19 protein-coding genes are annotated in these 24,410 nt (G+C 37.2%); 12 read left to right on the top strand and 7 right to left on the bottom strand.

Annotated elements, in window-relative coordinates:
- Window positions 1-82: 82 nt before the first annotated feature.
- Both ggt and DUT69_RS04235 read right to left on the bottom strand, forming a co-directional pair.
- Complete coding sequence (ggt, locus tag DUT69_RS04240; RefSeq protein ID WP_113651867.1) at window positions 83-1,801, bottom strand: gamma-glutamyltransferase; 1,719 nt, start codon at window positions 1,799-1,801, stop codon at window positions 83-85.
- On the bottom strand, window positions 1,779-3,551 hold the full coding sequence (locus DUT69_RS04235) for an AMP-dependent synthetase/ligase (protein ID WP_113651866.1): 1,773 nt from the start codon (window positions 3,549-3,551) through the stop codon (window positions 1,779-1,781). The genes ggt and DUT69_RS04235 overlap by 23 nt, the downstream gene beginning before the upstream one ends.
- A 260-nt stretch (window positions 3,552-3,811) precedes the next feature.
- Between DUT69_RS04235 and DUT69_RS04230 the strand changes: the two genes are divergently transcribed.
- The 3 genes from DUT69_RS04230 to DUT69_RS04220 all read left to right on the top strand — a co-directional run bounded on the left by DUT69_RS04230 (window position 3,812) and on the right by DUT69_RS04220 (window position 7,345).
- Complete coding sequence (locus DUT69_RS04230) at window positions 3,812-4,282, top strand: hypothetical protein (RefSeq protein WP_113651865.1); 471 nt, start codon at window positions 3,812-3,814, stop codon at window positions 4,280-4,282.
- A 203-nt stretch (window positions 4,283-4,485) separates the two neighbouring features.
- Complete coding sequence (locus DUT69_RS04225) at window positions 4,486-6,855, top strand: phosphocholine-specific phospholipase C (RefSeq protein WP_113651864.1); 2,370 nt, start codon at window positions 4,486-4,488, stop codon at window positions 6,853-6,855.
- 7 nt (window positions 6,856-6,862) lie between these two features.
- The gene (locus DUT69_RS04220) at window positions 6,863-7,345 is read left to right on the top strand and encodes a GNAT family N-acetyltransferase (RefSeq protein WP_113651863.1); all 483 of its coding nucleotides are present in this window, start codon (window positions 6,863-6,865) and stop codon (window positions 7,343-7,345) included.
- 51 nt (window positions 7,346-7,396) lie between these two features.
- On the opposite strand, the gene DUT69_RS04215 is transcribed toward DUT69_RS04220, so the two are convergent.
- The gene (locus DUT69_RS04215; protein ID WP_240186658.1) at window positions 7,397-8,680 is read right to left on the bottom strand and encodes a DUF2130 domain-containing protein; all 1,284 of its coding nucleotides are present in this window, start codon (window positions 8,678-8,680) and stop codon (window positions 7,397-7,399) included.
- A 109-nt stretch (window positions 8,681-8,789) separates the two neighbouring features.
- On the opposite strand from DUT69_RS04215, the gene DUT69_RS04210 reads away from it, so the two are divergent.
- Window positions 8,790-10,013 carry an MFS transporter gene (locus DUT69_RS04210; protein WP_113651861.1) on the top strand — a complete coding sequence of 408 codons (1,224 nt, stop codon included), beginning with the start codon at window positions 8,790-8,792 and terminating at the stop codon, window positions 10,011-10,013.
- A complete protein-coding gene (locus DUT69_RS04205; protein WP_240186657.1) occupies window positions 9,979-10,449 on the top strand; it encodes a response regulator transcription factor in 471 nt (156 codons plus the stop codon). The genes DUT69_RS04210 and DUT69_RS04205 overlap by 35 nt, the downstream gene beginning before the upstream one ends.
- A 260-nt stretch (window positions 10,450-10,709) precedes the next feature.
- Here the strand turns inward: DUT69_RS04205 and DUT69_RS04200 are convergent, their stop codons facing one another.
- Window positions 10,710-11,285, bottom strand: coding sequence for an insulinase family protein (locus DUT69_RS04200; RefSeq protein WP_113651860.1), 576 nt, complete (start codon window positions 11,283-11,285; stop codon window positions 10,710-10,712).
- Window positions 11,286-11,523: 238 nt separating this feature from the next.
- On the opposite strand from DUT69_RS04200, the gene DUT69_RS04195 reads away from it, so the two are divergent.
- Genes DUT69_RS04195 through DUT69_RS04185 form a run of 3 tightly spaced genes read left to right on the top strand, consistent with a single transcriptional unit; the run spans window position 11,524 to window position 13,512 of the window.
- Window positions 11,524-12,219, top strand: coding sequence for a LytR/AlgR family response regulator transcription factor (locus tag DUT69_RS04195; RefSeq protein ID WP_113651859.1), 696 nt, complete (start codon window positions 11,524-11,526; stop codon window positions 12,217-12,219).
- A 9-nt stretch (window positions 12,220-12,228) separates the two neighbouring features.
- Window positions 12,229-12,588 (top strand): hypothetical protein, encoded by a 360-nt coding sequence (locus DUT69_RS04190; protein WP_113651858.1) that lies wholly within the window; start codon window positions 12,229-12,231, stop codon window positions 12,586-12,588.
- Between the two features lie 54 nt (window positions 12,589-12,642).
- Window positions 12,643-13,512 (top strand): aldose 1-epimerase family protein, encoded by an 870-nt coding sequence (locus tag DUT69_RS04185; RefSeq protein ID WP_240186656.1) that lies wholly within the window; start codon window positions 12,643-12,645, stop codon window positions 13,510-13,512.
- A 377-nt stretch (window positions 13,513-13,889) separates the two neighbouring features.
- On the opposite strand, the gene DUT69_RS04180 is transcribed toward DUT69_RS04185, so the two are convergent.
- Window positions 13,890-15,695: a M61 family metallopeptidase gene (locus tag DUT69_RS04180; protein ID WP_240186655.1), complete on the bottom strand. Its 1,806-nt coding sequence runs from the start codon at window positions 15,693-15,695 to the stop codon at window positions 13,890-13,892.
- 210 nt (window positions 15,696-15,905) lie between these two features.
- On the opposite strand from DUT69_RS04180, the gene DUT69_RS04175 reads away from it, so the two are divergent.
- The 4 genes from DUT69_RS04175 to DUT69_RS04160 are packed head-to-tail and all read left to right on the top strand — an operon-like array spanning window position 15,906 to window position 22,296.
- Entirely contained in the window at window positions 15,906-16,985 is a 1,080-nt protein-coding gene (locus tag DUT69_RS04175) for an efflux RND transporter periplasmic adaptor subunit (RefSeq protein WP_113651856.1), read from the top strand.
- 5 nt (window positions 16,986-16,990) lie between these two features.
- Window positions 16,991-20,113 (top strand): efflux RND transporter permease subunit, encoded by a 3,123-nt coding sequence (locus tag DUT69_RS04170; RefSeq protein WP_113651855.1) that lies wholly within the window; start codon window positions 16,991-16,993, stop codon window positions 20,111-20,113.
- Window position 20,114: 1 nt separating this feature from the next.
- Window positions 20,115-21,425, top strand: coding sequence for a TolC family protein (locus tag DUT69_RS04165; protein WP_113652499.1), 1,311 nt, complete (start codon window positions 20,115-20,117; stop codon window positions 21,423-21,425).
- A 16-nt stretch (window positions 21,426-21,441) separates the two neighbouring features.
- Window positions 21,442-22,296, top strand: coding sequence for an N-acetylglucosamine kinase (locus DUT69_RS04160; RefSeq protein ID WP_113651854.1), 855 nt, complete (start codon window positions 21,442-21,444; stop codon window positions 22,294-22,296).
- A gap of 350 nt (window positions 22,297-22,646) precedes the next feature.
- Here the strand turns inward: DUT69_RS04160 and DUT69_RS04155 are convergent, their stop codons facing one another.
- Both DUT69_RS04155 and DUT69_RS04150 read right to left on the bottom strand, forming a co-directional pair.
- Window positions 22,647-22,844 (bottom strand): hypothetical protein, encoded by a 198-nt coding sequence (locus DUT69_RS04155; protein WP_113651853.1) that lies wholly within the window; start codon window positions 22,842-22,844, stop codon window positions 22,647-22,649.
- A complete protein-coding gene (locus tag DUT69_RS04150) occupies window positions 22,841-24,349 on the bottom strand; it encodes a glycoside hydrolase family 10 protein (RefSeq protein WP_240186654.1) in 1,509 nt (502 codons plus the stop codon). Before DUT69_RS04150 ends, DUT69_RS04155 begins: the two co-directional genes overlap by 4 nt.
- Between the last annotated feature and the right edge of the window lie 61 nt (window positions 24,350-24,410).

Below are 24,410 nucleotides of genomic sequence, written 5' to 3'. Positions count from 1 at the left end.
GAAAAAGATTACCAAGAAAGCTGCTATAGTTCAAACTTCCATTCAATTACTAAATTTCTGACATTCGAAATGAGTACGTAAGCTACCAACCAACAGCTTTATCATCTCCCCTCGGATCTGCTCCTCCTTGGTAATAGCCCCATTTTGTTTTAAGAATAGCATCAACCCTGCCAATTGCGCCACGAGAAACAAACTTATAACCTTTCGCTTTTAGCTTTTCTGAAGTTAAACTATCTAAAGCGTTAGTTTCTACGGCAACATCATCTGGCAACCATTGATGGTGGAATTTTTTAGCTGCAACGGCATTCTGCATAGACATATCAAAATCAACCACATTAAGTATGGTTTGAAAAACGGAAGTGATTATGGTAGAACCTCCAGGTGTTCCTACTATCATATATAAATCGCCATCTTTGGCTAGTATAGCCGGTGTCATCGAACTTAGCATTCTCTTTCCAGGGGCAATTGCATTTGCCTCGCCACCAACTAAACCGTACATATTCGGCGATCCAGGTTTTACCGAAAAGTCGTCCATTTCGTTGTTAAGTAAAAAGCCAGCATCTTTTACCACCACACCTGCACCGTAAGAGCCGTTTAAAGTAGTGGTTATTGCAACTGCATTTCCTTCTTTGTCTACAATAGAGAAATGTGTAGTTTCCTCATGTTCGGCAGGAGCTACTTCTCCCGCACTAATTTCGGCACTTGTGCTTGCCTTTTCCCAATTAAAACTAGCCATGCGTTTTTTTACATAAGCATCAGCCATCAATCCCTCTACCGGAACTTTATAAAAATCTGGATCACCTAAATGTTTTGCCCTATCGGCATATACCCTTCGTTCTGCTTCAATCATCAATTGTACAGTTGAATCGGTATTAAAGCCCCATTTTTTTAAAGGATACGGTTCAACTGATTTTAACAACTGGATTAGCGCTATACCACCGCTAGAAGGCGGAGGCATGGTAACCACATCAAAACCTCTGTATTTGCTTTGCAAAGGTTTACGCCAAATAGCCTGATAGTTTTTTAAATCCTCTTTAGTGATGATGCCCCCACCCCTGTTCATTTCGGTAACAACAGCCTCCGCAACCGTTCCTTCGTAAAACCCTGCCCTTCCTTGCTCTTCAATCCGCTTCATTGTTTTTCCGAGCTCGGTTTGGGTAAGTAAATCGCCTTCAGCCCATTTGGTATCTTTAACCAAAGCTGTGCCTAATGGATTCAATTTTGTAAAACGATTTTTGAGTCCATTAAGTTCTGAGGCTTGCCTCGCCGAAATTTTGAAACCATTATTGGCCAAAGCTACAGATGGAGCAACCAAATCGGCCCATTTTAGCTTTCCGTATTTTTGATGCGCTTCTACCATTCCAGCCACCGATCCAGGTACGCCCGCCGCTAATTGCCCATACAGACTTTTATCTACGATAGGATTTCCAAGCGTATCAAGGTACATATCTCTATTGGCTTTAGCAGGAGCCTTCTCTCTAAAATCTAAGGTATTTACTTCTCCTTTTGCAGAGCGATAAACCATAAAGCCACCTCCGCCAATATTGCCTGCATTTGGATAAACCACAGCTAAAGCAAACTGTACAGCCACGGCCGCATCTACTGCGTTACCACCTTTTTTTAGAATATCTACCCCAACTTGCGATGCAATTTCATTGGCAGAAACTACCATTCCGTTTTTAAATTGACCACTATTGTTTTTACCTAAATGGCCTCCAGCGCAACATAAGAATAAGGTAACGATAACTAATAGGCTTAGCGATTTAAGACCTAAGTTTTTAGCCTTTGTAGTTCTCTGCATCTTTGTAAATTTTTTCAATGGCGTCTGCATTTTTTTCTAGAATCACCTTTCTTTTTAAGCTTAGCTTAGGCGTAAGTTCCCCTCCGTCAATACTAAATTCTTTTGCCAATAGTGCAAAACGTTTTACTTGCTCCCACTTACCAAACTCGCCTCCTAATTGCGCAATAATCCTTTCGTATTTTTCAATTACTTGAGGATGTTTAATCATCTCTTCATTGCTGGTGTAAGCAATTCCTTTTTTACTACACCAAGTTTGCAAAGCAGCAAACGTTGGTACAATTAACGCTGCAGGGAATTTTTGATTCTCGCCCAACACCATAATCTGCTCTATCAAAGGCGATTCTTTATATTTATTTTCCAGCATTTGCGGTGCAACATATTTTCCGCCAGCAGTTTTAAAAATTTCTTTTTTCCTATCGGTGATTTTCAAAAATCTGCCATCTATAATTTCGCCAATATCTCCGGTATGAAACCATCCATCTTTATCAATAGCCTCGTTGGTTTGTTCGGGTTTGTTGTAATATCCTTTCATAATATTATGGCCACGAGCAAGCACCTCCCCGTCTTCGCCCAATTTTATTTCAACACCTTTAATCACTTCGCCAACTGTACCAAATTTAGTTCCACCAAAATGGTTTACTGTTATAACTGGAGAAGTTTCCGTTAATCCGTAACCTTCAAAAACTGGCATCCCTGCTGCCCAAAATATACGTGCCAAACGTGGGTTTAAAGCGGCGCCACCAGAAACGATTACCACAATTTCACCACCTAAAGCTTCCTGCCATTTTTTAAAAACTAGCTTTCTTGCAATCCCTAATTTAAAATTATACCACCAGCCGGCTTCGGTAGTAAATTTCTCTGCCAGCGCCAACGACCAAAAGAAAATTCCTCTTTTTATGCCCGTTAAGTCCTTACCTTTTTCCATGATCTTATCGTACACCTTTTCCAACAAACGCGGAACTGTAGAAAAAGCATTAGGCTTTACGTGTTGGATATCCGCAACAATCGTATCCATACTTTCTGCATAATAGATAGAGGTGTTATTAAATAAGTACAGGTAAATAATCATTCGTTCGAAAATGTGCGATAAAGGCAAAAAGCTTAAACTTTTATTTACTCCTTTTGGCATTACAACCGCCGAATTAACAAAGTTCGAAACCAAATTATCATGCGTAAGCATTACACCCTTGGGCGTTCCAGTAGTTCCAGAAGTATAAATAATGGTTAAAATATCTTCTGGCGTAACATCTTTTCTATAATCATCGAGATTTATAGCAGTATTATTTTTACCAAATTCAACTAGCGTATTAAAATGTTCTGCACCTTCTATTTTATCGAAAGAAAAAATCTTAATGGAAGGATTTACTTCATCAACACATGGTTTTATACGTTTATAAAGCGCCTCATCAGCCACAAAAACCATAGAGATTTCCGCATCCTTTAAAATAAACTTAATATCATGCTCTGCTAAAGTTGGGTATAATGGAATTTGATAGGCACCAATTTGATTGGCTGCAAAATCGGCAATATTCCATTCTGGTCTATTATGAGACATTACAGCAACACGTCCACCTTTTACAACACCAGCATTAATCAATCCCTTGCTTAAACTATCTACTGTTTCGCAAAAAGAAACTGTACTGTAATTAATCCAACTACCCTTTATTTTTCCATTAATAAATTCGTCTTTGGGAGATGTTTCTAAATTATATTTTAGTAAATCGAATACTCTAGTTATAGCTACGGACATACGATAAGATTTAAATTTGGTCAATCGATTACATTAATAACATGAGTCGTTAAATGTTGTTTATCAAATCTAATAAATAATAATTTGTATGCCAACGGATTTTAAATTTATTCTGCATGCATAGTAATTATATAAAATTTCATGTCCTTAACAACCCCCTAGGGTATTACCATACCGGTATTTTTTTACCCTACACAAACACAACGGCACAAATGTTGTTATGTAGTGGAAAATACTATTGAAAAATTAAACGTATGATTATGAAAAAATTACTTTTTACTCTTATTGCCGGTGCTGCTCTTTTTACTACGAGCATTACCGATGTTAAAGCCCAAGACTACAAAACCGCAGCTGGTTTAGCAATCGATTTTGGAGATGGTTCTACATTAGTTGGTCCACACATTAAACATTTCTTTAACGCTAATGGTGCAATTGAAGGTGATGTATTATTTGCTAGTGGCGCAACATTTATCCAAGCATTGTATTTACACCATGGAGATATTAAAGGTGCAAATGGACTAAGATGGAACTTGGGTGTTGGTCCTGGTGTAGCTATTGGCGATAACAACACAAATTTTTTAGTTAGACCGAATGCAGGTTTAGATTATAAAATTAACAATGCTCCTCTAGGTTTGTCTTTAGATTGGAGACCAGCTTGGACTTTCTTTGATGGTGGCAACGACTTTAACGCTGCTAGATTCCAATTAGGCTTCAGATATATCTTTAAATAAGAATATTCAGCATATAAAAATCCCGTTAGGTTAATTCCTAGCGGGATTTTTTTATTTTCCTTTTTTAGGCTTCAATAAATACAGAAATTTTCTGACCAAAAATTCAGGTTTGTATTTCAGTTAACACGCTATTAAATTAAATCTTCCTATCGTGGATTAATTTTTTCTAAACTATCTTAGCCATAGAAACATTAATTACACCAATGGATTCAAGAAGAGATTTTCTAAAAAAAGCATCGCTTTTAGCTGCAACTTTTGGCGCAAGTAACGTGGTACCAATGTCTATACAAAAGGCAATGGCTATTAATGCCGAACCCGGAACCACATTTTACGATGCTGAACATGTAGTGTTTTTGATGCAGGAAAATCGATCTTTCGACCATATGTTCGGGAAATTAAAAGGCGTACGCGGTTTTAACAACCCAAGGGCGAAAACGTTACCTAACAAAAACAAGGTTTGGTTGCAAAACGATAACAACGGAAATACTTTTGCCCCATTCCATGTAGATATAAACAAAACCAAAATCACTTGGCAGGGCGGTTTGCCACACTCGTGGAGTGATCAGGTTGCTGCCCGGAACAAAGGAAAATACGATAAATGGGTGCCGGTAAAAACATTAATGAGTTTAGGTTATTACCAACGAGAAGATGTTCCTTTCTATTACGCAATGGCAGATGCCTTCACCATCTGCGATCATCATTTTTGCTCTTCATTAACAGGAACTACACCGAATAGGCTTTTCTTTTGGACTGGAAGTATTAGACCGGAACAAAATGCAAACAATGTTGCTGCTGTAAATAATTCGCAAGCCGAATCTCGTGATAACGTATTTGTAGATTGGCATACTTTTCCCGAACTTTTAGAAGATAATGATGTGTCTTGGAAAGTGTATCAAAATGAAGTGTGGACTGCAAATTTACCAGAAGGAGAAACAGATGACTGGTTGGGGAATTATGGCGATAACGCCTTGGAATACGTAAAAAGACACCGGGTAAAACTATCTGCGTATTTTAGAAAAAACGGTGATGATACTAGCAAACCATCCTTAACTGCCGATGAAGTTTTAGCGAAATATAATCAGTTGTCGCAAAGAGAAAAAAACCTAATAAATAAAGCTTTTACAACAAACATCGACAACCCAGATTATCTGAAGTTGGATTCATTTACCTATACAAATGATAATGGTGTTAAGGAAAAGATTAACCTACCAAAAGAAGATATTTTTGAGCAGTTTAGAAAAGATGTTGATAGCGGGAATCTGCCGATGGTTTCGTGGTTGGTTGCGCCACAACGTTTTTCAGATCATACCAGCTCGCCATTATATGGCACTTGGTACGTTAGCGAAGCTATAGATATTTTAACAAAAAATCCGGAAGTATGGAAAAAGACAATATTCATTTTAACCTACGATGAAAATGATGGATATTTTGATCATTTACCACCTTTTGTAGCGCCCAAACCCGACGATGCATCTACCGGAAAAGTAAGCGAGGGTTTGGAAGCTTGGGTAGATTACGAGTTTAAAAAAGATAGTCCGATTGGTTTGGGCTACCGTGTGCCCATGCTGGTAGCTTCGCCCTGGAGCAAAGGCGGATATGTAAACTCGCAGGTATTTGATCATACCTCAAACCTGATGTTTTTAGAAAAGTTTTTGAGTAAAAAAACCGGGAAGCAAATAAAAAGCAATAACATTAGCAATTGGCGCCGGACAATTTGTGGCGATTTAACTTCGGTTTTTAGACCTTACAACGGGGAGGAAATAAAAACGCCAGCAAGGCTGAAAAGAGATGGAGTAATTACAAGCATCCAAAATGCGAAATCTAAACCAGCACAGGTCAAACCATTGCCTTTAGGTACAGCAGATATCGAAAAAATAAACCAATATCATGGTTTTGAAAAAGGCGCTTCATCATTTGCAACCGCACAAGAAAAAGGCACTAAACCTGCTTGTGCTTTGCCTTATCAATTATTAGCTGAATCTTTTAAAAATACCGATAAAATTGAAATTGAATTTTCTTCGTTAGCTAGTTCTTTTGGCGGAAAAATTGAAAATTCAGGTGCGCCTTTTAATGTTTATACACCAAGCACTTATAAAAACGAAGCGGGTAAAACTTGGGCATTTGCTGTAAAAGCAGGCGACATTCTAGTGGGTAGCTGGGAAATAGCAAATTTTGAAAATGGAATTTATGATTTGGTAGTGGATGCTCCGAATGGTTTCTTTAGGAGATTTATGGGCGATAAAAATGATCCTCTACTAAGTGCAGACTGTAGTTACGAGAAAAGTGGTGTAATTAAAAAGACTACCGGAAACCTTAATCTGTTGCTAGAAAATTTAGAAACACAAACCCTACAGATTTTAATTACAGACGATGTTTACAAAGCCAATTCGAAAACTATAGCTATACCAGCAAACAGTAAAAAAACAATTAGTTTAAATTTACAGAAAAGCAAAGGTTGGTACGATTTTAAAATACAGGTAAATGGAAAAAACAACTTCTTGAAACATTATGCCGGCCACGTAGAAACTGGCGAAGAATCTATAACTGACCCGTATATGGGCGGTGTTTTATAAATAACTTATGCAACCACAGCTGAAATCAATTAAAAAGGAAGATGATGCCGAAATGGGAAAACTCATTAAATCGGTTTTAACAGAATTTAAGGCTAACAAGCCAGGCACCGCTTATTTTGACGAGAGCACAGATCATTTATCAACGGTTTTTACCGAAGTAAAATCTGCCTACTGGGTTTTAGAGGAAGCAGGAAAAATTGTTGGTGGTGGTGGCATTTATCCTACTGCTGGTTTACCAGAAAATACCTGCGAACTAGTTAAACTTTATTTAGCTCCCGAAACCAGAGGCAAAGGTTTTGGCAAACTAATTATCAATCAGTGTATAGCTAAGGCGAAAGCGTTTGGCTATAAATATGTTTATCTCGAGTCGATGCCAGAGCTTAATCAAGCCGTTAACTTATACGAAAAACTAGGTTTCGAATACTTGAATAAACCATTGGGAAACACCGGACATTTCGGTTGCAACCTGTGGATGCTGAAGAAGTTGTAACTTTAAATAAGCCACCCAATTTCGGTTAGGTGGCCTTTAAGATTAACCTCGTTACTCCAACAACAGATCGTCATCGTCGTCGCTTAGGCTTAATTGAATATTATCATTACCAGAAATACCTTCTATAGAGCCACGAATATGCGCCGCATTTAACAATACTTTCTCTAATTGCTTTTCGCGGCTTTTCCATAACCTTTCCATAGCATCACGCTCTTTCTGAATCGATAATTTCATGCTCATAAATCCTTCACGTATTGCCTTCCATTGCTCAGAAAACTCGTTGCTATTCAAATAATCGTAAAGCATGTGCATCTTATCGCCTTTGTTTTCTTGAGATTTTGCTGCACTAAAAAGCTTTACAATTCCATCTCTCAAAATATAAGAAACTGCCTTAACCTCATCAAAAGAACAAATCCACACGCCATCCCTCTCTCCAAAACAATCCATCCCCTTCGGATAACATTGAGTTACAATTACGGCAACATCAACACCCATGCTACGCATATCCTTTTTAAGCTTCTCTATCCATTCCATAGAAAACTCTTTAGTGCGTTTACTCTCGTAAATAATACGTCCGCATTCTTGCCCATATTGGTTACGCACATTATGTACGCAATCTGCGCCACGTACGCCTTTGCCAACCTCCTCAATAGTATCAAATGGAAAAGTTGTACGTAATAATTCTTCTAAAATTAATTCTTGCACTTCGCCTTGCAATTGCATAGAGCCTTGTTCGGCTTTACGCTTCATTTCTTCGGCAAGTTTCTTTTGGTCGTCTAATTGTTTTTCAAGTTCTTTTACGCGTAGCTGATGTTCGGTATCTTTCAAATTGTTTTTCTCCAATTCTTGTTTACGTACCTGAGCTATCAACTCTTCTCGTTGTTCTTGCAGTTTTCGTTGTATGCTTAATTCCAACTCCGCTTCACGATTTTTTATCTCCTGCTCTTTTTTCAAGAACTCCATTTCTTTTGCACGTGCCAACTTCAACTTTTCTTCGTTCTCCTTATTAGCTTCTTCAGACATTTTTAGCTTATTCTCAAAGTCTGCACTAATCGTTTTACGTAAGTTTTCTGTAACACTAGCTTGTAAAGCAATTTTCTCCTGCGCCAACTTTTGCTCGTAGGCAAGCTCCTGCTGTTTCTTCTCTCTGTCAAAAAGTTCTGCTTGTTGCTTACGTTGCAGTTCAAAAGCTTCAGATTTTTTTAGAAATTCTTCTTCCTTTTGCTTGGTAAAAGAAACCATTTTCTCGCGTAAATCCTGCTTATATTCTTCGGCCATTACTTCTTCTATCGGAAAAGCATGATTGCAATTAGGGCATTTTATTTCTGTTGACATGTTTGGAGATTTTTACGCCCTGAAATTTTCGAGCGGATTCAAAAATACAGAAATTATAGGTAGAATTTTACAGCCGATTGTCTATTTTTGAACAGTCAAGCCAAACCAAATGCTCCAACAAATTTTTAATGCCTACAAAACTTCTTACACCGGTTTAAGTAAGGAAACCTGGTTGTTAAGTTGCGTAATCTTGCTTAATCGTTGCGGTTATATGGCTGTGCCGTTCATGGGCTTGTACGTAACCCAATCGCTGCATCGCCCAGAGTCTGATGCTGGCATAATTATCTCTCTTTTTGGCGTTGGGGCAATTCTTGGCGCAGCGGCCGGCGGCAAGCTTACCGATATGTTTGGTTTTAGACCTGTGCAAATTGTTTCATCGGTAATTGGCGGTGCACTATTTCTGGGTTTTGCCCAGATAGAAAATTTTACCCTGCTCTGCATCATGTCTGTTTTAATTAGCTTTTTTTACGATGCTTTTAGGCCAGCAAATTTTGCTGCAATTGCCGCCTATTCTTCTCCGGGCAAAGAAACCAGGTCATACTCATTAAACCGCTTGGCAACCAACATTGGCTTTTCTTTTGGCATTACTATAGGTGGCTTAATAGCTGCCTTAAATTATAAACTTTTATTTTTGGTAGATGGCGTGGTGAGCATTTTGGTAGGCCTTGCCATACTTTTGCTTTTGCCAGCCGTAAAAGGTTTTAGAAAGGCAGCCATAGAAAAAGCAAAAAATGTAATTGTGCGCAAGCCTTGGCAAGATGCATTATTTATAAAATTTGTACTGCTAACAGCGGTATTTGCTACCTGTTTTTTCTTAATGTTTAGGGTTGTACCAGTGTTTTTTAAACAAGAGTGGCACATAAACGAAGCTATGATTGGGTTAATTTTAGGTGTAAATGGCGCAATCATCGCTCTGCTAGAAATGGTTATGATTAGCAAAATTGAGAACAAGCGATCGCCTCAGTTTTATATTGTAACAGGGGTATTAATCGTAAGTGTTTCGTTTGCATTTTTAATGATACCGAAATCCATCCCTATAGTTTTAGCGCTGTTATGCATCATTGGTTTTACTTTCGGCGAAATGTTTTCCATGCCCTTTATCAACACCTTTGTAATTAAAAGAAGTAATGAATTTAACCGCGGACAATACGCTGCGGGTTTTTCTATAGCTTGGTCTATAGCGCAACTTACACCCGTTGTTGGATTTTACCTAGCAGAAAAGTGGGGCTATAATATGCTTTGGATTTTAAGCACAATAACGCTGTTGTTTTGTGCCTACGGTTATAGTGCTTTAAATTATGATAACGACCAACAAAAAGAGAGCGCAATTTGAAGTAGAATTATTTTTTATAAACCTGCAAACAAAAGCAAATTCTCATTTGTTCATATCTTATATGAAGAAACGCATACACATTCTAGAAGATGATAAAGATATCGGTTACATTATCGAATTTTTATTAAAAGACGAAGGTTACGATTTGACGCTGTCATCATCCTTCAAAGAAATGAAAGAAAAGCTAAAAGATTCTATCCCTGATCTTTTTATTTTGGACGTAATGTTGCCAGACGGTAACGGAATTGAAATTTGCCACGATTTAAAGAACGATATGTTCACTAAACACATTCCTGTTATTGTGATGTCTGCTAACGTAAGAAGCAAGCAAATGAGCGAAATGGCTTCTCCAGATGATTACATTAGCAAACCGTTTGACTTAGATGATATTGAGGGCAGAATTAGAAAACTGTTAGCTAAACAAACAGCTGCCTAAACTTAAAACTTACTATACCATTTGTTACGCTAATTAGTCAGCAGGTTTTATAGTAAGTTTTTTTTTTGCAAATCAAATTCCAACGATAATCGGTTAGCTTCGGCCCCGCTTTTCGTTCCAATCTTTTACCTCCAAATTCCCTAAAGGGAAATTTCAGTAAAAGTATTTCCACTACAATCGGGTTTAAAATGCAAAAGCAGAAGAAATTTGTCCCTCTGCTTTTTTAACGGTTCTTTCGCATTATTGCTATTAAGCCGAAATTACAATTTTGCAACTTCTTTCCAGTTTCCAAAAATCTTATTAACCAGCATTTTGGCATCAGCTACGCTAATATCTCCAGCAATAGTTAAATAGGTATCGCTGGTTTTAATAGCATTTTTATGGTAGGCCTTTAGTTGTTCTGCAGTTAAGCTTTTATCTGCATTAAATTTCGAAGTAGCTTCTTGCGAAAATTCTGGGTTAAATATCGCACTTACTGCAACAGTCAAAGTATCTTCAAATTCATTTGTTCTGGCAGCTGTATTTGCTTCAGCAAACTGCAAATTCATTGGTGCAACTTCTCCATTTAAAGGATAAGCCATTTTGTTAAACTCGATTGCTTTCTGGGCAAGCACATTAGTTATAAGTGTAACAGTATCGTTATTTAAAGCAGTTACATCGTTTTCTACCGTTAATCGAGCATAAACTTTTCCCATACCTGCGTTTTGTGCTACAATTAAGGTTACCCCATTTTTAAGTTTAAACCTAACTGGAGCTTTCATATTGTTTTGAGCAACTGCAATATTTATCGTAAAAATTATAAGTAAGGTACTGATGATTGTTGTAAAAAATTTCATTGTCTAATTATTATGAGTATTTAAGGGTTTATTATTATTTGATGATGCAAAACTACCGCAGTGTTGCCATGTGTTAAATAGTGAAGAGTTTAAAAGGCAAAATCAATCGGTAAAAAGCCAAAATCACTCTTTAAAAAATGGTACCCTAGCTACGTAAATAAATATTGAACAGATTGAATAGGCAAAAAAAAGTTGCTTTAATTCCATTTTTGATATTTTTAAGCATAAAACGTATAGTATGAACTGTTTAGTTGTGGATGATAATGATCTTGCTAGATTAACACTTAAAAAACTGTTATCATTAGATCCCGCTTTGGTAATGGTAGATGAGTGCCCAACTGCAGACATGGCCTATCAAACTATACTGAATAAAGAAATAGATTTACTTTTTTTAGATATCGAAATGCCAGGAATGAATGGCATAGAACTAGCAAAAAGCTTGGCAGAAAACAGTACGATGATTGTTTTTACTACATCGAAAAGAGACTACGCTGTAGAAGCATTTGATTTAAATGTGGTAGATTTTATTATAAAGCCTGTTGCACCTGCAAGGTTTTTACAGGCAGTTAAAAAAGCAAAAGGAATATACAAATTAAGAAGCCAGGCAGAAAACGACAAAGTACAGGAGTTTATTTTTATTAGAGATTCTAACACAGTTAAACGGGTAAGATTAGCAGATATACTTTTTTTAGAAGCGCAGGGAGATTATGTTAAGGTTGTTGCCGAGGGTAATGTTTACCAAATACACTCTTCTTTAAAGTCTGTTGAAGATAAGGTTCCAAAAAGTATTTTTTTAAGGGTGCATCGCTCGTTTATCATCAATTTAAGCAAGGTAGACACTGTTGAAGGAAACACTTTAATTATCGACAAAAAATTTGTTCCCGTATCTGATGCTTACAAAGCTACACTAAATAAGAGGATGAGAATTTTATAGATTACGATTATGAGAAACACATTTCAGTTCAACTATATAAACCTCGACTACGTAGAGGAAGTTAGCAACGGCGATTTAGCTTATGAAAAGGATATTATTGCGTTGTTTATATCAATTATTCCGCAGAGTGTAAGCAGTTTAATAAAGCAATTCGAATTAGGTTCTTATCAAAACGTAAAAAAAATATTGCACCACATGCATTCTAGCACGGGCATTATGGGCCTAAACGATAAGCTAGGCAAATATATGGATGCTATTGTTGAGGAAGACCTAGAAAACAAGGCAGTTAGAAAAAACATGCAGGAAATAAGTACCGTTTGCTTAAATGCCGTTGAAGAAGCAAAAAACTATTTGCATACTTTAGAATAAGTTATTTTTTGTTAATTTTTAAATCGTTCGCAATCAATTTTATACTTTTATTGCATGATGATTGCTATCGAAAACGAACACCTAAAAGTTTCTTTTGCTAAAAAAGGCGCAGAAATACAGAGCATTAAAAGCGTACATAGCAGTACGGAATTTATGTGGAGCGGAAACCCAGATTACTGGGGCAAGTTTAGTCCGGTTCTGTTTCCAATTATCGGCGCATTAAAAGATGACACTTATATTTACGAGGAGCAAAAATATCATTTGCCTCGCCATGGCTTTGCCCGTGATATGGATTTTGAACATGAGCAAATTTCCAATCACGAGGTGGTTTTTAAGCTTTCGCACAACGACGAAACGCTGAAGGTATATCCATTTGAGTTTGTTTTAAGTTTGCGTTACAAAATTACTGGCGCTACTTTATCCTGTACTTACGAGGTAGAAAACCCTGCAAATAAACCACTGTTGTTTTCGGTGGGCGGACATCCGGCTTTTGCCGCTCCTATTGATAGACAAGGTAATTACACCGATTATTATTTACGGTTTAATAAAGATAATGCGTTAACTTATCATCATATAGAAGCTAACCTAATTACAGATAAAACGACTACCATAACACTTGAAGGCAACAAGCTACCTTTAAAGCACGAGCTTTTTTATGATGATGCTTTAGTATTTAAAAATCTGCAAAGCGACAAAATATCTCTTCTTAATTCCAAAAATTACAACGGTATAGAATTTAGTTTTTCTGATTTTCCTTTTTTTGGAATATGGGCTGCTAAGGATGCTGACTTTGTTTGCCTAGAACCTTGGTGTGGCATTGCAGACGGTCTAAACGACAATCAAAATTTAGCAGAAAAAGAAGGCATTAATACTTTAGATGCAAAAGGAAATTGGCAAAGAACTTGGCAAGTAACTTGTTTTTAAATAAGGTTTGATTAGAAAATTGCTGATAATGGGTTGATGCAACGTTACGCGAACGTTATCCTATAAAACAGATGCTGAAATAAATTCAGCATGACGAAAAGGTAAGTTCATGTTAAAAACCTCAGTTCGGTTATTAATGTACACTGGTTCTTCATTTAAACACGTTTCTTTTGTTTTTACCCCCCCGCCCCTTGGGCACCCCTCCAAAGGAGGGGAATGGAGCACACAAATCCCTTCTTTTAGAGGGTGGTCGCAGACCGGGCTGTTAAAAAGCAATAAATAATAATCAAATTCATTTTAAAAAATTAATGCAACATAAAAAATCCCGCTAGGCACAACCTAACGGGATTTTTATGAGTGATTATCTTAACTAAGAACTAGTTAATACCCATCCATTTTTTGCGAACTGCAAGTTGCGCTGGAGTAGCATTTTCGTCCATTGTAGCTTTTAACCTTACTGCATCGTTAGCGGTTAGGGTTACGTTTAACGTTTGTCTTTGTCCATCTCTAACCACAACTACCTTTACCACATCGCCAACTTTTTTATTGGCAATTTGAGGCATTCTTTCTAACATCATTTCTGCTGGTGCATCGTCTATAGAAACAATTTCATCGTTAACATTTACACCGCCGTTCCAAGCGCCAGAACCACGTGTTACCGTACCAACAATAACTTTACCAGCACCTGGAGTTGTTCTTGCCGGAGTTGCGCCAAACAAAGGCGTGCTAGCGTTTACATTTTCATTTACCACATTAATACCAGCATAGCCGAAATATTTCGCAAACTCTACATCTGCAGTACCTGTAACGTATTTTGCATAAAAATCGGTAAAGCTTATGCCACTAATTTTTTCTATCATTGATTTAAACTCTGCATCAGTGTAACCGCGTTTTAATGTTTTGCATTGCAAGTACATTGCCTTCATTACATCGTCTAAGCTTTTTGCCCCTTTTGTAGCATTCGCAATCTCTAAATCCATTAAAATACCAACCACTTGACCTTTAGTGTAATAAGAAATGAAAGTGTTTTTAGAGTTTTCGTTAGGGCGATATGCACCGTTTATCCAAGCATCGAAACTAGAGGCCGCAGCAGAGTTAATTTTAGCCCCCGGCGTATTCATAACCGTGCCAATAGCGCCTAAATAACTTGTTACAAATCCTTCTGGTGTTGTAAAACCAGATCTTAGCATCAATTTATTTTCGTAGTACGATGTAAAACCTTCAGCTATCCATAGATTGGTTGTATAGTTTTCTGCATCATAATCAAATGGCCCTAAAGCAATTGGGCGTAATCTTTTTACATTCCAAAGGTGATGATACTCGTGCGCTACTAAACTCAAGAAACCTTTATAACCTCTTTCGGTACTGTAACCATTACGAGATGCACCTAAAACTGTAGAGTTTAAATGCTCTAACCCACCTCCACCTTGTGTAAAATTATGTACAATAAAAGTGTAGTGTTTATTAGGGTTTTCGCCATAAATAGCTGTTGCATTTTCTACAACTTTAGCCATATCTACTTTTAGTTTTTCTTTATCGTAGTTACCGCCACCGAACATTGCAACCTCATGTTTAACACCCGAAGCAGTAAATTCGAAAACATCTTGGTTACCTACTTCAATCGGGCTATCAAACAAAATATCAAAATCTGATGCGTAGTAGGTAAATTTCTGACCAGCAACCGGCTCTAAACCTGTGCTTACTTTATCCCATCCAGTAAACGGAATAATTTTAACTGTGCTTGGGGTTTTAATCATCCCAGCAGGGTACATAAAAATATTTGCCGACGAAAGGAACGCATGGCTTGCATCTATAAATGCCGTACGCACAGAAATTTCGAAAGCATAAACGCGGTAGTTGATTTTTACTGCATTTGCTTTTGCATTATAAACTCGCCATGTATTTTTAGTTACCTTTTCTACTTTTACAGCTTTACCACCTGCGGTTGCTCCAAAACCTTCTACACTTTTGGCAAACTCTCGCACTAAATAAGAACCTGGTGTCCAAACTGGCATCTTAACATCTATATAATTTTTGGTAGCAATGCCAGACATGTTCATTTCTACTTCGGCATAATGCGCCTGTGGTTCTTTGAAGCTAACTTCGAAGCCAATTTTTACTTGAGATTTAGCGGCCATAGTAATTGATAGGAGGATTACTAATCCTAAAATTGATTTTTTCATTGTATAATGTTTGTGTTTCTCGTCCTTAGTCAAATCGCAATGCGATATTTAAGGTAAAAATTTCAATAGAATTAAAATCTTTATCGCAAATTTATAATTAATTGATTTTTATCAATCCTAAAATAAAAATTAAGCTGTAACATATTGACTACATCAGTTTTGTAAGCAAACATTTGAATATTTTTGTCTGTTACGCATTTTAACGCACACATGAAGAAAAGATATATTATTTACATCATTTTACTATTGGGCATTGCCTACTTAGTGTATCACAGAATTTCTGAAAACAAAAAAATATCTGGCGACGGACCACCAAAAGGTGGCGCAAAAGGCGGAAATCCTGGTCCTGGTCTTTCTGTTGAAGGTATTGTAATTAAAACTACAAACTTCGATAGCAAAGTAGAAATTACTGGTACGCTAGAAGCAAATGAATCGGTGGTTTTACGTAGCGAAGTACAGGGCCTAGTTACTGGAATATATTTTAAAGAAGGTTCTACCGTTAGTAAAGGTGCTGTTTTAGTTAAAGTAAACGATAGAGATATACAGGCCCAACTTCGCGAAGCGATAACCAAACAAGGTTTGTCGGGTACAAACGAAAACCGTGCTAAACAACTTTTAGAAAAAGGTGCTATTAGTCAGGAAGAATATGATACTTCCCTGGCTGATCTGCAATCGCTCAAAGCACAAACACAATTAATAAGGGCACAATTGGCTAAAACTACTTTGGTTGCTCCTTTTAGTGGTAAGATTGGCTTAAGATCTATCTCAGTTGGCGAATATTTAACACCAACAACCGTTATTGCCAATTTGCTAAGCACAAATCCAATTAAAATCAATTTCTCTATTCCTGAGAAATATGTGGGGCAGATAAAACTCGGTTCAGAAATCACTTTTAATACCGATGCATCTAACAAAGAGTTTAAAGGAAAAGTGTTTGCCATTGAACCTGGAATTGACCAACAAACTAGAACTCTACAAATAAAAGCCTTAGCAGCAAATGCTAGTGGCGAATTATTACCGGGTTCGTTTGCGAAAATAAAACTTGCGCTAAACACCATTAACGATGCTATTTTAGTTCCTACCGAAGCAATTATCCCTGTTTTAAAAGGCAAAGTTGTTTATGTAAGCAGAAACGGAAAAGCACAACAAGTTCCTGTTGAAGCAGGTACAAGAACAACAGAAAAAATTGTAATCACCTCTGGTTTAAAAGTTGGCGATACGGTTCTTACTACCGGTGCAATGTCGTTAAAGCCAGATGCCGCTGTAAAAGTTAAAATTGTAAATAACTAAATGCAATGAGTATATCAACCACCAGTATAAAGCGACCGGTTCTTGCCATTGTAATGAATCTAGTAATTATCCTTTTTGGGGTAATTGGATACAATTTTCTGGGCATTAGAGAGTATCCTTCCATAGATCCAACGGTTGTTTCGGTACGCACCTCGTATCCTGGCGCAAACTCAGATATCATCGAATCGCAGATTACTGAACCTTTAGAAAAATCAATTAACTCTATAGATGGAATCAGAAATATTTCTTCTTCAAGTAATCAGGGTACGAGTAATATTACCATAGAATTTAACCTTGATAAAAATATTGAGGAAGCGGCAAATGATGTTCGTGATAAGGTTTCGCAAGCGGCAAGGAATTTACCAAGGGATATAGATGGTTTACCAGTTGTAAGCAAAGCTGATGCAAATTCTGATGCAATTATTTCGTTAACGATACAGAGTGATAAAAGAAATGTAACTGATTTAAGTGATTTCGCAGAAAACGTAATCGCTGATAGAATACAGACCATTCCTGGGGTAAGTAGCGTTCAAATTCAAGGTCAGCGAAAATATGCTATGCGTATTCGTATCGACCCAAATAAATTATCTTCTTATGGTTTAACATCGCAGGATTTGGTAACCGCCTTAGACCGCGAGAACGTAGAGCTGCCCTCTGGAAAACTAAGTGGCGCAACTACAGAGCTTACTGTAAAAACATTAGGAAAATTAACTACTGCCGAAGAATTTAACAACCTTATTGTAAAAACCGATAGCAATAACGTTGTTAGGTTGCAGGATGTAGCCTATGCAGAATTAGGTTCTGAAAACGAAGAAACCGTATTACGCGAATCTGGTAAACCGATGGTTGCCGTAGGTATTATTCCTCAACCTGGCGCAAACTATTTAGAAATAAGTAAGGAGTTTTATAATCGTTACGATAAGTTGGTTGCCGATATGCCGGCAGACATTAAGCTAAATATTTCTTTAGATACTACACTGTTTATCAAACGCTCTGTAACCGAAGTTGCCGAAACAATTTTAATCTCTTTGGTACTGGTAATTTTAATCATTTACCTGTTTTTTAGAGATTGGGCAATTGCGTTTAGACCACTAATCGATATTCCGGTATCGTTAATTGCTACGTTTTTTATCATGTACATTTTTGGCTTCTCCATTAATGTATTAACCTTGCTTGCCATAGTTTTGGCTACAGGCTTGGTAGTGGATGATGGTATCGTGGTAACGGAAAACATCTTTAAAAAAGTAGAGGAAGGCTTATCTCCAATTGAAGCGGCTATAAAGGGATCGAACGAAATTTTCTTTGCCGTAATTTCTATCTCTGTAACCTTAGCTGCAGTATTTTTGCCATTAATATTTTTAGAAGGATTTGTAGGCCGACTGTTTCGAGAATTTGGGGTGGTAATTGGCGCCGCGGTGTTAATATCTGCTTTTGTATCGTTAACATTAACGCCGATGCTTAACGCCTACTTAATGAAAAAGGGCGGACATAAGCCAAGCAGATTTTACACATTTACAGAACCATATTTCGTAAAACTAAACGATAGTTACGAAGCTAACCTAAATAAGTTTTTGGGCAAAAGGTGGCTTTCTATTCCAATTATTGTAGTGTGTTTAGGTTTAATATTCTTGTTTTGGAAATTACTGCCGAAAGAAACCGCACCTTATGACGACAGAAGTGCGATTAACATGAACTTAAGCACCCCTGAAGGTTCTTCATTTACATACACAGACAAATTTGTAGGTAAGGTAAATCAGCTGGTGCAAGATTCTGTTCCCGAAAAAAATGTAAATATCACCATCACATCTCCGGGTTTTGGTGGTTCAGGCGCAGCTAACTCGGGTTTTGTAAGAATGGGCCTGAAAGACCCTTCGGACAGGGAACGTTCGCAAAAAGAAATTGCCGACAAGCTTACCAAAATAACCAAAAGCTATACCGAGGGTAAAGTTACCGTAACCCAACAACCTACTATTTCTGTGGGCAGAAGAGGTGGTTTACCAATCAGTTATATTATTCAGGCTCAAAACTTTGAAAAACTAAGAGAAAAAGTTCCGTTGTTTATGGAGGAAGTTTCTAAAGACCCAACCTTTACTACTTCAGATGTAAACTTGAAATTTAACAAGCCAGAAATTAACCTTACCATTGATAGGGACAAAGCAAGAAACTTAGGTGTTTCTATTGTTGATATTGCCCAAACCTTACAGTTAGGACTAAGTGGACAACGTTTTTCTTATTTCTTTATGAATGGGAAACAATACCAAGTAATGGGCCAATTTAACATTAGCGACCGCAGCGAACCGCTTGATTTAAGTTCGGTTTATGTTCGTAATGATAAAAACCAACTGATACAACTAGACAATTTAGTAAGTACTAAGGAAGAAAGTAGTCCGCCACAGCTGTACCGTAACAACAGGTTTATTGCCGCTACGGTTTCGGCAGGTTTAGCACCGGGCAAAAGTATTGGCGATGGTATTGAAGCAATGGATAATATTGCAGCTAAAGTTTTAGATGAGACCTTTAGTACCGATTTAAGTGGCGAATCTAGAGATTTTCAAGAAAGTTCATCGAACACATTATTTGCCTTTGGTTTAGCATTGCTATTAGTTTACCTAATATTGTCTGCCCAGTTTGAGAGTTTTAAAGATCCCATCATCATCATTTTAACTGTACCAATGGCGGTAGCAGGTGCATTTTTATCCCTTTGGTTATGTGGCCAAAGCTGGAATATTTTCAGCCAGATTGGTACAATTATGCTTATTGGCTTGGTAACTAAAAACGGAATTTTAATTGTAGAGTTCGCCAATCAATTAAAAGAACAAGGAAAATCGGTTCAAGAAGCTATTAGAGAGGCGTCAGTTTCTAGGCTTCGCCCGATTCTAATGACAAGTATGGCTATTTCTATCGGTGCCTTGCCCATTGCCATGGCATTAGGTGCTGCTGCAAAAAGCAGAATGAGTATGGGAACTGTTATTATTGGAGGAACAATGTTCTCCTTAGTGTTAACTTTATTTGTTATTCCAGCCATTTATTCTTACTGGTCAAAAGAATACAAGGAAAACAAAGATTTAAAAGATTCTTTAAGAGCAGCAATGGCTGATGAAGAGGCAAGTAGAAAATCAATCGATTAAAATGAAGATTAAACACTTTACATTTTTTATCGCCCTATGGCTAAGTTGCACAAATCTTTTTGCGCAAGAATTGCTCACCTTACAAGAAGCGGTTGCCATAGCATTAAGAAACAATTACGATATTAAGTTAATTAAGAACGAAGCTGTAATAGCTCAAAACAATTCGAACTTAGGCAACGCAGGCATTTTACCCGTTGCAGTTGGTAATTTTAGTACTGGCGGAAGTAGACAAAATACTGTACAGACACAAGCAAGTGGTGTTGAAAGAGTTACAGACGGTGCGAGAAGCACGAACATGAACTATGGTGTTGGCCTAGACTGGACCGTTTTTGATGGTTTTAGGATGTTTGCAACTTTAGAAAGGCTGAAGACTTTAGAACAGCAAGGGCAGGTAAATGCGAAAGCGCAAATTTTAACCACCATTTCTGACGTTGTGGCTACATATTACAATGTAGTTAAACAGCAAAAATTAGTATTGGCTTACGACAGTGCTATTGATGTTAGTGCTTTGCGTTTAAAAATTGCAAACAACAAGTTAGAAATTGGTAGAGGCTCTAAGCTTGATGTTTTAGCGGCAAAAGTTGATTACAACACTGATACTTCTGCCTATCTGCAGGAAAAGAATTTAATGGCTACCTATATGGTTAATTTAAATCAGTTAATGGCTAGAGACGTAACCCTAAAGTTTAGCGTTCCCGATGAAATTAATATCGATAACAAATTAGATTTTACAACGCTCGCCGGACAGATGCAACTGCTAAATCCGGATTTAAGAAATGCGATGTTGAATAAAAAAATAGCCGATTTAAACTTGAAAGAAATTAAAGGGGATCGTTACCCAAGAATTGCCTTAAATAGTGGCTACGAGTTTTCTAGAAGCACCTCGCCTACCGGATTTAACACACAGTTTAGAGCAAATGGTCTCACCTATGGGTTAACAGCCAGCGTAAATATTTTTAACGGATTTCTACAACGCCAAAACGAGCGAAATGCAAAAATATTAATCAATTCTTCTGAGCTTTCGTTAGAGAAGGTTAAACAGGATTTAAATGCACAGCTAACCACAGCATACCAGAACTATATTACGTTTTTAGATTTGGTAGAACTAGAAGACAGAAACGTAGAAATTGCAAAGCAAAACCTAGATATTACTTTAGAAAAATACAGACTTGGGAGCATTGCTCCACTTGAACTTAGAGAAGCGCAACGCAATGCGATAGACGCCAGCAATCGTTATGTTGAAATAAAATATCAGGCAAAGCTGGCAGAAGTGACCTTAAAAGAGATTAGCGGCACTCTTAATGTTCAATAATTTTTTATTTTAGCGCATGATTTTAGTTGCAGATAGCGGATCGTCTAAAACAGACTGGATGGCCTACAGGGATGGCGAAACCTTAACTTTTAACACGCAAGGAATTAACCCTTACTTTACCAATGCCAACGATGTTTCGAGAATAATATCGAAAAACAAAGAACTGGCAGCTTACGCTAATGAAGTTACAGAAATCTACTTTTTTGGTGCAGGTTGCTCCTCTCCAGATAAACATGAGATAATTTCTAATGGTTTATCGGCATTTTTCACCAAAGCATACATCAGTATAGACCATGATTTGATTGGATCGGCTTATGCCACATGTGGGAATAAAAAAGGCTTAAGTTGCATTTTAGGTACAGGTTCAAACATCTGTTTTTACGATGGGGAACATGTGCACGATGGCAAACATGGTTTGGGTTACGTTTTAGGAGATGAAGGATCTGGAACCTATTTTGGCAAGAAAGTTTTAGTTTCTTATTTGTACGGAACAATGCCTGCAGATTTGCGTGAACTTTTTGCAAAGCAATTTCAGATAGATAAAGAAACAGTAATTATTAATGTGTACCAAAAACCTTTCCCTAATTCTTATTTAGCGGGTTTTAGTAGATTTTTATACGGCAATAAAACACACCCTTTTGTGCAGCAAATGCTTAAAGAAGGTTTTCAGGAGTTTATTGATACAAATGTAAAAGACTATAAAACCTACAAAACTTTAGACTGTAATTTTGTTGGTTCTATTGCCTTCTTTTACCAGGATGAATTAAGGGAAGTTTTTGCCGATAACGGAATTAAAGTTGGCAAAATCCTTCAAAAACCAGTAACTGGAATCTTCGATTATATTCTTAAAAGAGAAGGAATTGTAAGGTAAAATTTAGTCTTGAGTTAGAAGTTCTGAGTCTGGAGTAATTCGTCTATTTGCCAATATTCGTTATCTCGACGTGTAAATGTCATTAAGTGAAGAGTTATCGTCAGTCTGAGCGTAGTCAAAGACTAATTTAACTATTATAATATTAGTTTGTGATTCCGACTTTGAATCTAATCAATAACCAGCGTTTCTAACATAGAAAACTTTAAAGCAGTTAGAAAAAAACGTTGGTGCAAAATACACAGAGATATCCCCTGGCTACGCGCTGTAGATATAACGATACGAACTGAGGCGAAAAATAAGAAATTGCATAAAGCAATCTTGTGAAGAACACTTCGTCCTTAAATGTATTCCTAATCCCTATTTTCGTCTGCTTCGTAGCTCGTTAACTTCCAATTACCTTTTGCATCCTTCTCATAACCAACCTTATAATTAGAAGAGGGTGGAATAGTAAAATGGAAGCTTAACTGTTTCTCTTCTGTGTTTTTTGGAATAAAATGTGGCAAAATAGCGTTTGCGGTTGCTTCAATCTGTTCTTTACTGTGTTTCATAATTTCAATCCAACTTTCTGTATAACAATTTCGCTTTCGTTTCCGGTTCTATCAATAGCAGTTACTGCAAAATCACTTAATAAATTTCTATCCTTACCATTTGCAGCAGTTGTAAAAGGCAAAAGATCTAAATTAGTATCTTTTCTATTCATGATTTTGTAGCTCCACTTATTTCCAAACTTAAAATAAACAACCCATCTAAATACCTCTGTATTATCTCGCCTAACCCAATTTACAGTTAACATATTTCCTTTTGGCGCAACCGTAACAATTGGGTCTGCAGGTTTTTTATTATTTAACCAAGTACTGGCGGGAACAATCGCTTGTTGTTTATAAGGTCCGTCTAACAAACCCTTACGCAATTTCTCGTGTGTTACGATACCAGCAATACTCCAATGCACTGCGCCTTTACTTTCTGGCAACATCCCTCTGGTAATCATAATCTGATTAACAACTTCATCTACATTCTTGTCATCGCCACCTAAACCTATATTCATTCCTGGCCACAAATGCCTGCCTTTTTTATTTTCGCTCTGCCACCAGCCGGTCAAAACCGGAAAACTGTGCGGTATATCATTTACCTTCCAGTATAACTGAGGTGTAAAATAATCTATCCAACCTTTGTTTAGCCAAAGTTTAGCATCGGCGTATAATTTCTCGTACTGATCCATACCTTCTATAGATTCTGGATAGCCGGGGCGCCAAATTCCAAAAGGACTTAAACCGAACTTAACGTGCTTCTTTTCGCTTTTAATTTCTTTATAAATACGTTCTATAAAAGTATTAACAGCATCTCGACGCCAATTTGCACGGCTTAATTTGCCACCGTCTTTAACGTAAGCATTCCAACTTACACTGTCTGGAAAATCCTTGCCACCGTTATAAGAATCATAGGGATAAAAATAATCATCGAAGTGTACGCCGTCAATATCGTAACGTTTTACAATGTCTTTAACCACCGCTGCCGATTGATCTTGAACCGCTTTCAACGATGGATCCATCCAATACTGACCATCTTTAAGCTTTACAACTAATTCTGGCTTAGCTTTAACTACCGATAATTCGCTTTCTTCGCCACCAGATAAATGATGCGCCCTGTAAGGATTAAGCCATACGTGCAACTCTATTCCTCTATCATGAGCGGCTTCAACCCAAAATTCTAAAGGATCGTAATATGGTTCTGGAGCTTTGCCCTGTTTGCCCGTTAAAAAGTACGACCATGGCTCTAAATCACTCTTGTATAAAGCATCTGCCTGAGGCCTAATTTGTAAAATAGCTGCGTTAAAATTTAGTCTTTGCAACAAGTCGAGCAAAGTAATGGCTTCCTTTTGTTGCTCTGCTGTAGTTAACCCAGGTTTGCTTGGCCAATTTATGTTGGCTACCGAGGCAATCCATGCAGCCCTAAATTCCTGCATTACGCTAAAAGGTTTATCATTTGATACTTGAGCCAAAACTCCGTTAGCCAATAGCATCGCAAAAACTAATGCAATAATTCTATTCTTCACAAATTGTATTTTATTGGTTTGATAAAACAAAAATGGGATGAATTTTCATCCATCCCAAATT

The sequence above is a fragment of the Pedobacter namyangjuensis genome, assembly GCF_003313325.1.
Lineage (GTDB): Bacteria > Bacteroidota > Bacteroidia > Sphingobacteriales > Sphingobacteriaceae > Pedobacter > Pedobacter namyangjuensis.
The sequence above is the reverse complement of the archived record's forward strand: the minus strand, read 5'-3'. Positions and strand labels throughout refer to the sequence as shown.

What these genes read in the sequence shown, in the direction of transcription:
- ggt (WP_113651867.1), bottom strand. Translation starts at nt 1,801, where the DNA reads ATGCAGAGAACTACAAAGGCTAAAAACTTAGGTCTTAAATCGCTAAGC.
- DUT69_RS04235 (WP_113651866.1), bottom strand. Translation starts at nt 3,551, where the DNA reads ATGTCCGTAGCTATAACTAGAGTATTCGATTTACTAAAATATAATTTA.
- DUT69_RS04230 (WP_113651865.1), top strand. Translation starts at nt 3,812, where the DNA reads ATGAAAAAATTACTTTTTACTCTTATTGCCGGTGCTGCTCTTTTTACT.
- DUT69_RS04225 (WP_113651864.1), top strand. Translation starts at nt 4,486, where the DNA reads ATGGATTCAAGAAGAGATTTTCTAAAAAAAGCATCGCTTTTAGCTGCA.
- DUT69_RS04220 (WP_113651863.1), top strand. Translation starts at nt 6,863, where the DNA reads ATGCAACCACAGCTGAAATCAATTAAAAAGGAAGATGATGCCGAAATG.
- DUT69_RS04215 (WP_240186658.1), bottom strand. Translation starts at nt 8,680, where the DNA reads ATGTCAACAGAAATAAAATGCCCTAATTGCAATCATGCTTTTCCGATA.
- DUT69_RS04210 (WP_113651861.1), top strand. Translation starts at nt 8,790, where the DNA reads ATGCTCCAACAAATTTTTAATGCCTACAAAACTTCTTACACCGGTTTA.
- DUT69_RS04205 (WP_240186657.1), top strand. Translation starts at nt 9,979, where the DNA reads ATGATAACGACCAACAAAAAGAGAGCGCAATTTGAAGTAGAATTATTT.
- DUT69_RS04200 (WP_113651860.1), bottom strand. Translation starts at nt 11,285, where the DNA reads ATGAAATTTTTTACAACAATCATCAGTACCTTACTTATAATTTTTACG.
- DUT69_RS04195 (WP_113651859.1), top strand. Translation starts at nt 11,524, where the DNA reads ATGAACTGTTTAGTTGTGGATGATAATGATCTTGCTAGATTAACACTT.
- DUT69_RS04190 (WP_113651858.1), top strand. Translation starts at nt 12,229, where the DNA reads ATGAGAAACACATTTCAGTTCAACTATATAAACCTCGACTACGTAGAG.
- DUT69_RS04185 (WP_240186656.1), top strand. Translation starts at nt 12,643, where the DNA reads ATGATGATTGCTATCGAAAACGAACACCTAAAAGTTTCTTTTGCTAAA.
- DUT69_RS04180 (WP_240186655.1), bottom strand. Translation starts at nt 15,695, where the DNA reads ATGAAAAAATCAATTTTAGGATTAGTAATCCTCCTATCAATTACTATG.
- DUT69_RS04175 (WP_113651856.1), top strand. Translation starts at nt 15,906, where the DNA reads ATGAAGAAAAGATATATTATTTACATCATTTTACTATTGGGCATTGCC.
- DUT69_RS04170 (WP_113651855.1), top strand. Translation starts at nt 16,991, where the DNA reads ATGAGTATATCAACCACCAGTATAAAGCGACCGGTTCTTGCCATTGTA.
- DUT69_RS04165 (WP_113652499.1), top strand. Translation starts at nt 20,115, where the DNA reads ATGAAGATTAAACACTTTACATTTTTTATCGCCCTATGGCTAAGTTGC.
- DUT69_RS04160 (WP_113651854.1), top strand. Translation starts at nt 21,442, where the DNA reads ATGATTTTAGTTGCAGATAGCGGATCGTCTAAAACAGACTGGATGGCC.
- DUT69_RS04155 (WP_113651853.1), bottom strand. Translation starts at nt 22,844, where the DNA reads ATGAAACACAGTAAAGAACAGATTGAAGCAACCGCAAACGCTATTTTG.